Raw genomic sequence first — 15,053 nt, 5'->3', positions numbered from 1 at the left:
GTTCTGATCATGGGTGAGTTGCTTCGACTTGAGCATGTTTCTAAGCAATACCCAGGTGTGCTGGCATTAGATGATGTCAGCTTAACCCTGGAGCCTGGCGAGGTGCACGTGCTGTTCGGTGAAAACGGGGCGGGCAAATCCACACTGATTTCCATGGTGGCAGGGGTCATGCCACCTTCCAGTGGACAACTGATATTCAATGGGAAGCCCGTGCGTTTTAACTCGGTGTATGACGCTCGCTTGAACGGAATTAGTGCCGTATTTCAGGAGTTTTCTTTGGTTGAATCGCTGACGGTGGGAGAGAACTTGTTGCTGGGTGATGAACCCGTGACATGGCGCTTTATTGACCAAAAGGCCAGTCAGCAGCAAGTAGAGAAAGAGTTGGAAAAATTTGACTTTGATTTGTCGCCGACACAAGTCGTCGGGCAGCTTTCTCGGGCTGGCCAGCAAATGGTAGAGATTGCCAAAGCGTTACGCAGTGATGTGTCGGTACTGATTCTGGATGAACCGACAGCATCGTTGACAGAGAAGGAAACCGAACAGCTCTTTGAGCTTGTCGATGAACTCAAAGCGAAAGGTGTTGGCATTTTCTATATCACGCACCGTATGGCAGAAATCCACCGTATTGCCGATCGCATCTCTGTATTGCGTGATGGAAAACACATTGGGACGGTAAACGCCGAGGAAGTGACAGACGACGAGCTGGTGGAAATGATGACAGGAAGAGTCATCTCCCAGCTTTATCCGAATATTCCGTGTAGTCGAAAAGAAACTGTCTTGCAGGTGTCGGCGCTTCGTACGTCAGATGGCTTAGTGCAGAACGCCACATTTAGCGTGGCAGAAGGGGAAGTGGTTGGATTCGCAGGGCTAGTCGGGTGCGGAAAATCAGAAGCTCTCAGAGCGTGCTTTGGTATCGAAGCTATCGAATCTGGTCAGGTGACCTTCTACGGCGAAAACGTAACAGGTTTTCCGCCTCGGGAAATGCTGGAAATGGGCATGTTCTACAACTCTCGAGATCGTAAAGAAGAAGGTTTGATGATGGGGCGAAGCGGGAGAGAAAACATCGGTCTTGCCTCGTTAGATACAGCTCCGTTTAAAGCATCGGGTCACTTGGTGAATCGTCGCCATGAGAAAGACATCGCCGAACGTTTAGCATCACGTTTACGCCTCTACCCGATGGACACCGAAAGGGATGTTTCCCAATTCAGTGGCGGCAATCAACAGAAAGTATTGTTGGCCAAATGCCTAACACGTGGCGTGTCGTTGTACATCTTCGATGAGCCAACGGTGGGTGTTGATGTCGCCACACGTTCAGAGATCTACGCCTTTATCGGTGAGTTATGTGAACAGGGCGCAGCGGTCGTAATCATTTCTTCCGACTTGCCTGAAATCCTTCACTTAACCCATCGCGCGTATGTGATGCATGAAGGTGAAATCAAAGCACATTTTACGGGTGATGACATCACTGAGCAGAATATTTTGGGTCACTTTTTTCATCGAGAAGAGACCGAAGAAGCAGCAAGTTGAGCTCTCGACAAGTTGAGCATGGGACAGACAGGAAGTGAAGATCATGAACATACAAAACAATGCCTCGACGGGAAATGAACGTGTCGAGATAGGGCAAGGAAAGCCAATGAATAATATCAAATATCTTGCAAAAAAATGGTTTGTCACCCTTGGGGTTTTACCCTTCCTTTTAATCGCAGCGGTGGCCATTTTTGCCTCGGTATCAGACAACTTCCTCACTGTGCGCAATCTACTCAATGTTGTGCGTCAGTCCTCTTACCTCACGTTGGTAGCGGTGGGGCAAATGGTGGTGTTGCTGACGGGTGGTTTTGATTTGTCCGTTGGCACCATGATTGCGTTGTCATCGGTCGTCGGCGCAACAGCGATGGCTGCGAGCTATGCCGCCATGCCAGACATGGTTTGGCTGTGTATCACGATAGGGCTGATGGCGGGCATGTTGGCCGGCATGACCATTGGTGTTGTGAACGGTGTGGGTGTGGCTGTGTTGGGCGTATCACCGTTCATGATGACCTTGGGGATGGCGTCTGTCGGCTTCGGTGCGGCGTTATACCTCACCGGGGGAACGCCGGTTTACGGCATGCCACAGGCGTTTGGGGATTTATTTGGGTTTGGCAGTTTCTGGGGAATTCCAGCGCCAGTGTGCGTAGCGGCTATTGCTATCTCCCTTGCCGCCATTTTGGTGAACCGCACTCGACTAGGGCGTTATTTCTACGCCGTTGGCGGCAACATCAAAGCCGCACGTTTGTCTGGGATTAATACAAAAAGAACCCTGTTCTTTGCCTACACCATATGCGCAGCTTTCGCTGCACTGTCAGGGATGTTGCTGACGGCGCGTCTGGATACGGGTGAAGCGAATATTGGTTCTGCGATGCCGCTGGAATCCATCGCGGCGTGCGTGATAGCAGGGGTGAGTTTACGTGGTGGCGTAGGTCGTTTAGGAAATGTGGTTCTAGGTGCGATCTTTATCGGTCTCGTGCAAAACGGCATGAATCTGGCGCGGGTTGAATCTTATCTACAAACCGTTGTGATTGGGGGCTTATTGATATTTGCCGTGGTTGTTGAACAGGTACGTTTACGCATGATGCAAAGCCTTCACCAAGATTAATCGTGTCGGTATGAGCAGCAAAGTGGCAATGCATTTTTTGCGAGCAGGAGATAGAGAGTCAATGATTAATATTAATAGTGACATGGGTGAAAGCTTCGGCATATGGAAGCTAGGTGATGATGAGGCACTCATGCCGTTTATCACGGAAGCAAATATCGCATGCGGCTTTCATGCGTCGGATCCGAATCATATGCAGGTGACGGTGGCATTGGCGAAAAAGTACAACATTCGCGTCGGCGCGCATTTCTCTTTACCGGACTTACAAGGTTTTGGTCGACGTGAAATGAAAATGGAGAGGGCAGAGCTTTTCAACGTGATTGCTTATCAGGTTGGTGCGTTGAAAAGCTTCCTCGATATGGCGGGGGTTCCTCTGAACCACTTAAAACCGCACGGTGCGCTTTATGGCATGGCAGCCAGGCAGTCAGACATTGCGAATGCCATTGCAGATGTGGCGCTTCACTATCAAGTGCCAGTGTTTGGTTTAGCAGGAACGTGCCATGAGCAGGTATATACCGAGCGCGGTGTCACCTTCGTGCCTGAATTCTATGCCGACCTTGATTATGACGAAAAGGGAGGGTTGATCATTACTCGAAATCACCCTCACACAGACCCAGATGAAGCAGCAGAGAAATGTCTTCGTGCAGTGGATGAAGGCAAGGTTAAAACAGTTAATGGAAATTGGGTTCCTGCCACCGTGAGCACAATTTGTGTTCATTCAGACACACCAAACGCGGTGGATGTTGCTAGGGCGGTAAGAAAAAAACTTGGCGACCGCGTTGTATCGCCTTCTCCTGAATTCGTGCAATAAAACTTATTAATACCCAAACAAGGAGTTGTTTATGGACAAATCAGTGATCGTTTCTCCGCTACCGGGCATTTTTTACCGGACCCCTTCGCCTGACCAGCCGAATTACTGCGAGGTTGGGGACACTATCAAGGCTGGCAGTGTGATTGGCGTTGTGGAGGTCATGAAGTCATTCCACGAAGTACGTGCTGATGTGGGAGGCAAGATAGATGCCTTTCTTATAGAGAACGAAGATCCGGTGATGGCTGGGCAACCTCTAGTCAAATTAGAACGTTAGACGCGTTGAGTATGCCGGTAAACCACACTTTAAAAAGACACATGAATGAAGTAAGGAGGCCAACGTGGCTATTAAAAGGATGCTTGTTGCAAACCGAGGAGAGATTGCCGTTCGGATCATTCGGGCAGCACGAGAGTTAGGCATCGAATCTGTGCAGGTTTACAGCGATGCAGATGCAGATTCGCTTGCTGTGAAATTGGCGGACAAAGCGGTATGCATTGGTCCGCCTAAAGCGGCTAAATCATACTTAAACATCGACGCAATCATGGAAGCTGCCCATCGTGAAAACGTGGATGCGATTCACCCTGGGTACGGCTTTCTATCTGAAAACGCGGAATTTGCTGATGCAGTGGTCAAAGCGGGCATGACTTTCGTTGGTCCTTCTGGCCTTATCATGCGAAAAATGGGTGACAAAGCCACGGCGAAGCAAACCGCAAAACAAGCAGGTGTTCCCACCGTACCGGGTAGTGATGGTCGTGTCGAATCACTCGATGTCGCCACTGCTGTCGCTGCAGAAATTGGCTATCCCGTGATGATCAAGGCATCCGCAGGCGGCGGTGGTCGCGGCATTCGTGTTGTGCATTCGTTAGAAGAATTGGCCGAACAATTCCACCCAGCTCAAGCTGAAGCGGCGGCCGCATTTGGCGATGGTGGCTTGTATGTGGAAAAGCTAATTACTGGCTCACGTCATATTGAGTTTCAATTGTTGGCTGATGGAAAGCGTGCGGTGCATTTGTTTGAACGAGAGTGTTCACTTCAGCGTCGTCGTCAAAAAGTGTGGGAAGAAGCGCCGAGTGCCGTCCTGTCACCGTCGGTTCGCGCCAATATGGGAAAAGCGGCAGCGGCATTGGCTGAGTCGGTGGGGTATTGCGGTGCTGGAACGGTTGAGTACTTGTACAACGAAAAGAATGGCGAGTTCTACTTCATTGAAATGAATACACGCATTCAAGTTGAACATCCAGCAACAGAATGGATTACCGGCGTCGATCTCGTCAGAGAGATGATTTTAGTTGCTGATGGGCAACCGTTGCCGTTCACTCAAGATGAACTGTCGATTAAAGGTCATGCCATTGAAGTACGTATCAATGCCGAAGACCCAGCAAAAGACTTTATGCCGTTTCCGGGGAAGGTTGATCATCTCTCTATCCCCCAAGGCCCCGGTATTCGCTTCGATAGTTTGCTCTATCCCGGCTACACGATTTCCCCCTTTTATGATTCGTTGCTAGGAAAGCTCATTGTTTGGGATACGGACAGAGAAAAAGCGATTGCTCGTCTTGATCGCGCACTGGGCGAACTGTCTCTTGGTGGACTAAAAACCACCAAGCCGTTATTTGTTGCGTTGTCACGAGATCCGGATGTTCAGGCTGGCCGATTTGACACTAAATGGTTGGAACGTTGGCTGAGTAACTACGGTGCAACGCTTGATGACTCTGACATTATTGATAATACGGCAACCGATGACGAGCAAGCGTTCGATGCGTCAAATACACAGTCGATGAGGGCTTAGGGATGAAGAATCGTTATTCCTTTGGTGGAGATGAACACCTCTTTGTTGAAGTGGATGAAGAAATGTCGTTGGCAGCATTTTTCAAAGCGTTATCGATGACAGAGGCGCTGAAAACCATGTCGTTGGATGGTGTGGTTGAAATATGTCCGGCGAACGCTTCTTTCCAAATTAAATTCAACCCTGATGTTATTTCACCAGACGAGATCCTTACCGTGATGAAAGGCATTGAGAAAGCCGCGGGTGAAGACGAAAAAGCGATTGATACCCGTATCATCGAAGTACCGGTTTTCTACCAAGATCCTTGGACGCAAGAAACCCTGATGCGCTTTAGAGAGCGCCATCAAACACCGGACAAAACCGATTTGGAGTTTGCTGCACAAATCAACGGGTACGATTCGGTAGATGCGTTTATTGATGCGCACTGCGGGTCGCCATGGTTTGTCACCATGGTGGGTTTTGTCTCTGGTCTTCCGTTTATGTACCAAATGGTTGAAAGAGAGAAGCAGATCCAAGTGCCGAAATACCTACGTCCACGCACGGACACGCCAAAACATACCGTGGGGTATGGCGGTTGTTTCAGTTGTATCTATTCCGTGAGAGGCGCAGGGGGTTATCAAATGTTTGGGGTGACACCACTGACCATTTTCGATCCTAGCCAAAAGATCAGTTATCTGAATGACTTCATGGTGTTCTTTAAGCCGGGTGACATTATTAAATATGTTCCTGTTGATCATGCGGAATTCGACCGGATAACGGCTGCAATTGAAGACGGCACGTATCAGCCAAACATTCATTCCGTGCGCTTTTCTCTTGATGAATTCGAAGCGGATATGCCCGCTTATAACCGTTCTTTGTTGGAGGTGTGTCATGGCGGTTAATGTAATCAACCCTGGTTTGGCGACCTCGGTACAGGATTTGGGTAGACCTGGATATTTCCACTTGGGTATTCCGGTGTCAGGTGCGATGGATCATTTGTCCCTTCGTTGTGCAAATTTGTTGGTGGGTAATCCTGAAGATGCGGCGTGCTTGGAAGCGGTTTTTGTTGGGCCAACCCTGCAGTTCGAAAAAAACTGTGTCGTTGCTGTGACGGGCGGAGACATGACGCCATTGGTTGATGGTGTGGCGCAAGAAACATGGGCTGGCTTTGACGTACTGGCAGGGCAAACACTGTCTTTTAGTCACCTTAAATCCGGAGCGCGTATTTACATCGCTATCTCGGGTGGCATTGATGTCCCAGTGGTTCTTGGCAGCCGTTCGACCTACACCTTGGGAGCTCTTGGCGGTTTTCAAGGGCGGCTTTTGGCGAAAGATGATTGTTTGCCGCTCGGTGACAGCGCCTCATTCAGTCAAACCGCAGGCGCTCAACTTCCGGAAAACTTGCGCCGACAATTCCCGAAAGAACAAACGTTGAGAGTGTTACCTGGCTTGTACTGGCATCGAATCACAGAGGCCTCTGGTAAGCAGTTTTTCCAAGACTCTTGGACGGTTGCACCTGAAGCTGATCGCATTGGCTACCGTTTCAAAGGCGGCACCGCACTGGAATTTGTGGAGCGTGAACAGCCCTTTGGTGCCGGTTCAGACCCGTCAAACATTGTTGATGGTTGTTACCCTTATGGGTCGATTCAAGTCCCTGGTGGAACTGAGCCCATCATTTTGCATCGAGATGCTGTGTCCGGCGGCGGCTACTTCATGGTTGGCACGGTCATTTCGTCTGATCTTGACTTGATCGGTCAAATGCAGCCGAACACGAAAGCCCGCTTTGAATCGGTGTCGATGGAACAGGCACTGTCTGCTCGACGAGACTATCAACTTAACCTTCAAAAAATCCGCGAAATACTTATCTGACAGGAGTCATCATGACCACAAATCAACAACTGCTACAGCGGCGTCAAGCGGCTGTGGCACGGGGAGTTGCGTCCGCACATCCAGTCTTTGCCGCTCGAGCAGAGAATGCAGAGCTGTGGGATGTGGAAGGGAAACACTTTATTGATTTCACTGCGGGCATTGCGGTGACGAATACGGGGCACTGTAATGTTGCAATAAATCAGGCGGTTGCTGACCAAATGCTGCGCTTTAACCATACTGCGTTTCAGGTGTCGCCGTATGAAACTTACATCTCGTTGTGTGAAAAGCTCAATCAGGCCGCACCTATGCGAGATGCTAAATCGGTGTTGCTGACTACGGGGGCAGAGGCGGTAGAAAATGCGGTGAAAATAGCCCGCCATTACACAGGTAGAAGCGGTGTCATTTCGTTCACTGGCGGATTTCATGGACGCTCTTTACTGACCATGGGGCTAACTGGAAAAATTCTTCCGTATAAATCCGGTTTCGGCCCGTTTCCCAATGACATATATCACGTGCCGTTTCCGGTTGAGGTACATGGTGTCACGGTAGAGGAGAGTATTGCTGCGCTGTACAAACTCTTTAAAACTGACATTGAAGCGAGCAAAGTGGCCGCGATTATTCTTGAACCGGTTCAGGGAGAAGGGGGGTTTTACAAAGCACCCGAAACCCTCATGACGGCGCTTCGCGATATTTGTGACCTGCACGGTATTGTGCTTATTTTTGATGAAGTGCAGACAGGGTTTGGTCGAACAGGAAAGCTGTTTGCCAGCGAGCATTTCAGCGTGAAGCCAGATTTGATCACCGTTGCCAAAGCCTTGGCCGGTGGCTTCCCACTCTCAGGGGTTATTGGTAAACGCGACATTATGGACAGCCCAGGGCCGGGGGGATTAGGTGGCACGTATGGTGGCAGCCCAATCGGCTGTGCGGCAGCGCATGCAGTATTAGATGAAATTGAACGTTTGGATCTGTGTCAACGCAGTGAACAAATCGGCGAAATCATCAGGCAACGACTGACCAAGCTAAAAACCGCTTGCCCTGCATTGCCTATTGGTGACATACGAGGTTTGGGCGCAATGTCTGCATTTGAGCTGGTGACGACAGATGGACAAGTATCTGCGCCGGAATTGATAGGGCGTTTGGTGGCCCAAGCGCGAGAGCAGGGTCTATTGCTACTTTCTTGTGGATACTGGGGGAACACCATTCGTTTGCTTCCTCCACTCACGATTGAAGACACAACGTTAATGAAAGGTCTCGACATCCTTGAATCTGCACTGTTGGCGGAGTTTGTGGAAAAGGAGGAGGCATGAAATTAACGGATCATCGTTTGCTCAAACAGAGAGCTTACATTGATGGTGAATGGTGTGACGCAATCAGTGGTCTCACGTTTCCGGTATTGAATCCAGCGACAGGTAATGTGCTGGTGAATGTGCCACGTATGGGGCGAGAAGAGACAGAGCAAGCCATTCGCGCCGCAGAAAAGGCCCTGTCGGTTTGGCAAAGAAAAACTGCTAAAGAGCGTTCAGCGGTGTTGCGACGTTGGTTTGATTTGATGCTGGAGCACCAAGACGACCTCGCACAAATATTGACGGCTGAACAGGGTAAGCCCATTGCTGAAGCAAAAGGCGAAATTGCCTACGCCGCATCGTACATAGAGTGGTTTGCTGAAGAGGGTAAACGTATTTATGGCGATACCATTCCAGGACATCAAAGCGATAAACGTCTGACGGTGATTAAGCAGCCTGTTGGGGTAACAGCTGCCATTACACCATGGAATTTCCCCGCAGCAATGATTGCGCGAAAGGTAGCACCTGCGTTGGCGGCGGGTTGCTCAATGGTGGTGAAACCTGCTGAGCAAACACCACTCTCCGCGTTTGCCTTAGCGCAACTTGCTGAGTGGGCTGGCGTGCCAGCCGGTGTGTTCAATGTAGTCACAGGCGACCCGCGCGAAATAGGGGCTGAAATTTGTGAAAGCCCTGTGGTGCGCAAGCTATCGTTTACGGGCTCAACGGCTACAGGGGTTACCTTGATGTCGCAAAGTGCGCCAACGGTAAAAAAACTTTCCATGGAGTTGGGAGGCAATGCGCCGTTCATCGTGTTTGATGATGCGGATCTTGATGCGGCTGTGGAAGGAGCGATGCTTTCTAAGTTTCGTAACGCGGGGCAAACCTGTGTGTGTGCGAATCGGATATATGTTCAGCTTGGTGTTTACGATGCGTTTGCAGAGAAACTAACTGCGGCCGTGAAAAAGTTACAAGTTGGGCAAGGAACGGTGGAAGGTGTTACGACTGGGCCTCTTATCAATGAAAATGCTGTACTGAAAGTAGAGAAACACATTGAAAACGCGGTGAGCCAGGGCGCAGTCATTGCCACTGGCGGTCAACGGCATGCACTCGGAGGTACGTTCTTTGAGCCGACTGTATTGACCAATGTGCAATCTTCCATGGACGTAGCACGAGAGGAAACCTTTGGCCCGCTCGCCCCGCTGTTTTGCTTTGATGATGACGATGATGTGGTCGCCATGGCAAATGATACTGAGTTTGGTCTTGCTGCGTATTTTTATGCCAAAGACATTTCTCGTATTTGGTGTGTTGCGGAAAAGCTCGAGTATGGGATGGTCGGTATTAATACTGGCATGATTTCGACTGAAGTCGCGCCATTTGGCGGAATCAAAGCCTCGGGTTTTGGTCGCGAGGGTTCTCGCTACGGTATAGAAGATTACCTGGAAATAAAATATCTCTGTTTATCGGTGTAACTTATAAATTTAAACGCCTACTAATAATTAATTATATAACGATCCTGTATTTCAATTTCCCTATTTTAATTAGTTGATTCTCTCGCTGGGTTTTGACTGTTGAAGGTGTTTTATTGAATGCATCTAAGGGTTAAGTGTGACCGTTTTTAATTGAATGGTTGTTGTGCGGTTATTGAGTGGTTATTAGTTGGGTGTTTATTTTTGAGTGGGTGACTGCCTTTATTAGCATAAGGCGGGCGGTTTACCTGTATGTAAATGTTAGTGAAAAATAAATGGAATTAACAATGAATCATATTAATTATACTCTTAGTTCATGCGCTCTCTTTCTATTTTCTCACCATGTGTCGGCAATAGAAATTGAAACAGACTCTTGGATTTTCAGTGTTAACGGCAATGTAAATGGATTTTATAGCCACATTCAATGCGACGACAGTAACAGGGTTGTGAATGGCAACCCATTACTTTGCAGCGGCGATAATGCCTCGGCAGTGACTAATGGTTACTTGCCTGCAGCATTGGATATCGGTGTTGCTAGAGAAGTCTCAGGTTACAACATCAGTGCGCATATCATTTATGAAGGTGGCACAGTCAGCAATGAAGCCTTTAACAACGGCAGTTCCCAAGAAGCTTTTCGTGCGTACATGAACGTCGGAAATGACACAATTGGTAGCATCAAAATTGGCAAAGACTTCGGTCTATTTGGCATCGATTCCGTTTTCAATGATATGTCCGTGGTCGGCGTGGGTGCGCATGCGGTGGCGAAGAGCCCCCTCAATACAAGTTTAGGGGCTGTCGGGTATGGCTATATCTTTGCAGATCGCTTGACCATGATGAATTACACCTTGCCAATTCCTGGTGATTTCACTGCGACTGTAGGTGTATTTCAGCCCCTGGATCTTCTCACTTTAGGCGCACAAAATTCTACGACGGGTGACAGTGGTTCAACGGCACCGGGTTATCACGGAAAACTCAAGTATGGGTTTGATGGTGGCTTCGTCTCCACGTCGTTACTGACGCAGAAAGTCAAAAACCAGAGTGTGGATGATAATGCACTTGGTTGGGATGTTGCTGCGAAAATCACCTTGTTAGAGAACCTGAGTGTGTTTGGTTCTTATACTTCTTCGGAAGGCGTAGGTAACACGGGATTATTCTTTGATGCTTATGACGCACAAGGTGAGGCTCGAAAATCAAGCGGCTACTTTGTGCAATCAATGTATGACTTCGGGGGAACACGTTTAGGCGTTAATTATGGCGTGACGGACATTAAACGAACTGCCACTGATCCCGTCGATAACGTTAATAAGAACAGTAAAGTGACGCTTGGTTTATACCATGATCTATTCGAAGGCTTTATTTTGAGTGCCGAAGTTTCTCGTTACCAATCAGAAAGCTTTGCGGGCAATGAAATTGAAAATACAGGGCTGAGTGTCGGTGCCGTGTATTTCTTTTAATTACTCATAACGCTTTTATTGGACCCTGCATCTTCGGGTGTTTACCGTAATACGTGAATCTCATGGGTGTTTGGTGTAAAGGGCACTTAATGCGTGTTGACTGACATCGTTCTGTGCCTGTTTTTATGTTTTATCCCGCATTATTTTGATGACAATACTGGTGAAATGAGTCCCTTAACCACGAAACCAGTGAGTCATATTGATACCTGTATCACTGAGTCTATTGGGTATATGAAAAACCTCTGTGGTGATCAGAGGTTTCTTTTTTACGATAATCCTCTAGCAACTTGTGCCAGGAACTAAACGTCAGGCTCAATAACTGCAACCCCTTAATCTACGGGACAAATTTCCACTCGGCCTGCGGGAATTCAAGGGAATCACGCATTCCCACACAAAAAATGTGACTAATCTGAACTTGTTTTTTTCCGTTAACGAGTCGGTGTTGTTTGTTATGACGACATACATAAGCATAAATTACGCCATCCCCTTTAACGGAGGATGGCGAGTGGTTAGACATTGAAATGGTTATCAGGCTGAGTAAAAAAATTCAAAGTCATTGGCACTAACGTCACTGGCGTCTATCCCTTTGAGAAGCACGTTGACGTGGTCAGCTGTTACTAATTCGTCCCAAGCGGTGTATTCGCGGAACATCTGCACCAGAGTGTCACCTCCTTGTTGGGTGATGATGAAGTCATTGAAGTCCATTTGTTTGTGGAAGTAATCATCAAACGCGATTTTGTCTTCGCCGATGACGAAATCGGTGATGATGTCGGTTTCTACGCCGCTGGTGTAGTTGGCTCGTTCGTCACTCACCACGAAAGTATCGGCACCTTCACCGCCAGTGAGCGTATCTTCGCCAGCGTCGCCTTGAAGCCAATCATTGCCCTTGCCTCCTTCCAACGTATCATTGCCGCTACGGCCCATGAGTGTGTCGTTACCATCCCAACCGATGATGTGATTGGCGCTGTTTCGTCCGACGAGTGTAAAGTTGAATTGGTCACCAGAAATATCCGCCAGGTCGATGTTCTCGAGGGTCACTGTCACGTTCTTCGAAGCGTCTAGTAAGACGTCATCACCCACTTGCTCGAGAAAACTACTTGCTCGGAAAATGCCTTCGTCATCCAGGTATCTGGAAAGCGTTGTATTGTCTAGCACGTGCGTCATATTGATGGTGTCGCTACCTGCTTGAAAGTCAGTGATGGTGGCGTCGTAAATGATGTTTTGGTCAGCGGAGTTGTAGGCTCCAATTTCAAACGTATCTTCACCATCTCCTCCTGTTAGGGTGTGATTTCCTTGTTTTGTCACAAGAAGGTCGTTACCTGCACCACCGTCGAGTTCGTTGTAGCCACCTCCGGTATCGTAGATCTTGTCATCGCCATCGCCACCATAGAGCTTATCGCTGCCTGAGTCGCCCCATATTTGGTCGTTACCTGCACCACCAAAAATCGTGTCATTTCCACGTCCGCCATCGATAATGTCATCACCACCGTAGCCATGAATCGTGTCATGGCCATCGCGCGCCTCTATTTCGTTAGCTGCATCGTTTCCTAAAATCTCCTCGCTCCCGGAATTGCCGATTATGCCGAAAGAGATTTGCTCGTTTGAGATAGAGGAAATATCGGTGTTTTTCAGTACGACCTGGAAATAATCACTAAACGTAAACACAGTCGAAGAGCCGACTTGCTCAGGCGTGATGGTAGACAGATCGATGCCTTTTCGGTCAAACGAATAGAAGTTGATCGTTAGCGTGTCTACGCCAGCAGAATAATCTTCGACTTGCGTAATTTGCGTGTCATGCGAATCGCCATATTTTTCGATGCCGAACCTTTCGGAGATGACAAAGGCATCATTTCCTTCACCACCAACGAGTATGTCGTTTCCGCCTGCGGACACTAAATAATCGTTGCCTGCGCCCCCATCCAAGTATTCGCTACTATGGGTGCCGCTCGATAAACGATTGTCCTGATGGTTACCGAACAGCTTTTCCCCTTGGCTATGACCCAATGAAATATCTTGTTTGTTTGCGGTGGCGTAGTGCCAGTTTTCTTCTAAGTGAGTTTGCCAACCCGCGAGCAGATCGCTGTAAGTCGCAGTGGCTGTAAAGGCGAATGCAGAAGCACTAAGGTCAGTGGCGTCGGTATTGTTTAGGGTGATGGTTGAACTGTCACTCAGGGTAATGCGTGTTGTGGCGCCATATTGCTCAATGGCAAGATCATCCATACTTTGCGCTAGGCGGGTATGAATGCTGATGGTATCGACACCTAGCTCAAAATCGACAATTCGATCATCGCCGATGACAGGGGTTTGCGTTGTGGTTGTTTGGTCGGCGCGAAAGAGAGAATGGCCGAAATGAAACGTATCGGCGCCGCTGCCACCAAACATAAGCTGATCACCGCTGTTTCCTGAAAGGTAATCATTGCCTGTACCACCATAAAGGCGGGAGTTGCCCCCAACGGAGCCATCTGCTTGTAAGACATCGTTACCAGCGCCGCCGCGCAGTGTGTCGTCACCTCCCAAGCTGATCAGGACATCGTCGCCACTGCCGCCGCGAAGTTGGTCATTGCCATGACCTTCAAGCCAGTCATTACCCGCGCCACCAATCCCAATGTCTGCCGATTCTGAGTTTGTTGAGATGATGTCATTACCGCCACCACCGATGGCGAGTTCAGTTTCGCTGATGGTATCTTGACCTGACGAGCCATAAGCGAGATCGTCGCCAGAGCCTCCAATCAATATGTTAGTGCCTTTGCTCGCATAGAGAATGTCATTGCCTTGGTCGCCAAAAAGCACGTTATCCCCGCCTTGCCCATCAAGACTGTCATTTCCTTTGCCGCCATAGAGCCTATCGGTGCCATTGCCACCAAAGAGTGAATCGTTCCCGTCTTCGCCAAGCAATCTGTCGTTACCGTCGCCGCCGTAGAGCGTATCGTTTCCGGTTCCACCTTGGAGGCGGTCATTTCCTGTGCCTCCATCGAGATGATCATCACCCGCTTCGCCTAAAAGTGAATCATTTCCATCATCACCCCATAAAGAATCATCGCCGTCGCCTCCTTCCAATAAATCGCCATCGGAACCGCCATGTAATTCATCTGCGCCTTCGCCGCCGTACATATCGTCATAACCGCCGCCGCCGTGCAGGATGTCATCGCCTTCATTTCCATAGAGGTCGTCGCTTCCTTCTTCACCATAAAGCGTGTCGTTGTCTTCACCGCCGTGCAGGTAGTCGGTTTCTGTACCACCATAGAGGGTATCGTCGCCAGCTTCGCCATAGAGTCTGTCATTGCCATAGTAGCCATACAGCTCATCGTTGCCATTGCCGCCGTAAAGAGAATCGCCGTAGTTATAAACGTCGGAGGGGGAGTGTTCGTCATCGCCATAGAGCTTGTCATTGCCGTCGCCGCCATACAGGTAATCTCGCCGATTTCCTCCATATAGCTCGTCATCTCCTCCGTATCCATAGAGCTTGTCATTGCCCCCTAAGGCAAGAATGCGATCGTTTCCCTCTGTTCCTTCTAAGGTGTCAGGTTGAATTGTTCCGATGATCTCGTTGAACGATGCGCTTGTCGTGCTCACTGACATTGAATGTGTTTCTGTTGAACCTTCGTTTTCGTTGGACATACCTTTCTCCATGTGACGAGTTCCGCGCTGCGCGAGATGGGAAGCTGAAGACGCGAAAATAAATGCTGGAAATCGTGGCTGACAATTCTTGTTATGTTTACCACTCATTCTATTTGACGAAAGCAGAGGGTGTAGGTCTGTACTATTTGTTGGACAAAGACTGATC

Annotated in this window: 11 protein-coding genes; 10 read left to right on the top strand and 1 reads right to left on the bottom strand. The window is 48.9% G+C overall.

Features of this window, described 5'->3' with window-relative positions:
• Nucleotides 1-9: 9 nt before the first annotated feature.
• The 10 genes from L4D06_RS03200 (at nt 10) to L4D06_RS03155 (ending at nt 11,269) form a co-directional block, all read left to right on the top strand.
• Nucleotides 10-1,527: a sugar ABC transporter ATP-binding protein gene (locus tag L4D06_RS03200; RefSeq protein WP_429737843.1), complete on the top strand. Its 1,518-nt coding sequence runs from the start codon at nt 10-12 to the stop codon at nt 1,525-1,527.
• Between the two features lie 106 nt (nt 1,528-1,633).
• Nucleotides 1,634-2,632 carry an ABC transporter permease gene (locus L4D06_RS03195; protein ID WP_429737842.1) on the top strand — a complete coding sequence of 333 codons (999 nt, stop codon included), beginning with the start codon at nt 1,634-1,636 and terminating at the stop codon, nt 2,630-2,632.
• Nucleotides 2,633-2,693: 61 nt separating this feature from the next.
• A complete protein-coding gene (locus tag L4D06_RS03190; protein WP_429737841.1) occupies nt 2,694-3,440 on the top strand; it encodes a LamB/YcsF family protein in 747 nt (248 codons plus the stop codon).
• A 31-nt stretch (nt 3,441-3,471) separates the two neighbouring features.
• On the top strand, nt 3,472-3,714 hold the full coding sequence (locus tag L4D06_RS03185) for an acetyl-CoA carboxylase (protein WP_429737840.1): 243 nt from the start codon (nt 3,472-3,474) through the stop codon (nt 3,712-3,714).
• Nucleotides 3,715-3,793: 79 nt separating this feature from the next.
• The gene (locus tag L4D06_RS03180) at nt 3,794-5,221 is read left to right on the top strand and encodes an acetyl-CoA carboxylase biotin carboxylase subunit (protein ID WP_429737898.1); all 1,428 of its coding nucleotides are present in this window, start codon (nt 3,794-3,796) and stop codon (nt 5,219-5,221) included.
• Nucleotides 5,222-5,223: 2 nt separating this feature from the next.
• On the top strand, nt 5,224-6,099 hold the full coding sequence (locus tag L4D06_RS03175; protein ID WP_429737839.1) for a 5-oxoprolinase subunit B family protein: 876 nt from the start codon (nt 5,224-5,226) through the stop codon (nt 6,097-6,099).
• Nucleotides 6,089-7,066, top strand: a complete 978-nt coding sequence (locus L4D06_RS03170) for a 5-oxoprolinase subunit C family protein (protein ID WP_429737838.1) — start codon at nt 6,089-6,091, stop codon at nt 7,064-7,066. Before L4D06_RS03175 ends, L4D06_RS03170 begins: the two co-directional genes overlap by 11 nt.
• A gap of 11 nt (nt 7,067-7,077) precedes the next feature.
• Nucleotides 7,078-8,373 (top strand): 4-aminobutyrate--2-oxoglutarate transaminase, encoded by a 1,296-nt coding sequence (gene gabT, locus L4D06_RS03165; protein ID WP_429737837.1) that lies wholly within the window; start codon nt 7,078-7,080, stop codon nt 8,371-8,373.
• Nucleotides 8,370-9,818, top strand: coding sequence for an NADP-dependent succinate-semialdehyde dehydrogenase (gabD, locus tag L4D06_RS03160; RefSeq protein WP_429737836.1), 1,449 nt, complete (start codon nt 8,370-8,372; stop codon nt 9,816-9,818). The genes gabT and gabD overlap by 4 nt, the downstream gene beginning before the upstream one ends.
• Nucleotides 9,819-10,102: 284 nt before the next feature.
• The gene (locus L4D06_RS03155) at nt 10,103-11,269 is read left to right on the top strand and encodes a porin family protein (protein WP_429737835.1); all 1,167 of its coding nucleotides are present in this window, start codon (nt 10,103-10,105) and stop codon (nt 11,267-11,269) included.
• Nucleotides 11,270-11,797: 528 nt separating this feature from the next.
• Here the strand turns inward: L4D06_RS03155 and L4D06_RS03150 are convergent.
• Nucleotides 11,798-14,887 (bottom strand): calcium-binding protein, encoded by a 3,090-nt coding sequence (locus tag L4D06_RS03150; RefSeq protein WP_429737834.1) that lies wholly within the window; start codon nt 14,885-14,887, stop codon nt 11,798-11,800.
• Nucleotides 14,888-15,053: the final 166 nt, after the last annotated feature.

The organism is Enterovibrio makurazakiensis (assembly GCF_050336585.1).
Classification (GTDB): Bacteria; Pseudomonadota; Gammaproteobacteria; order Enterobacterales; family Vibrionaceae; genus Enterovibrio; species Enterovibrio gelatinilyticus.
The sequence above is the reverse complement of the archived record's forward strand: the minus strand, read 5'-3'. Positions and strand labels throughout refer to the sequence as shown.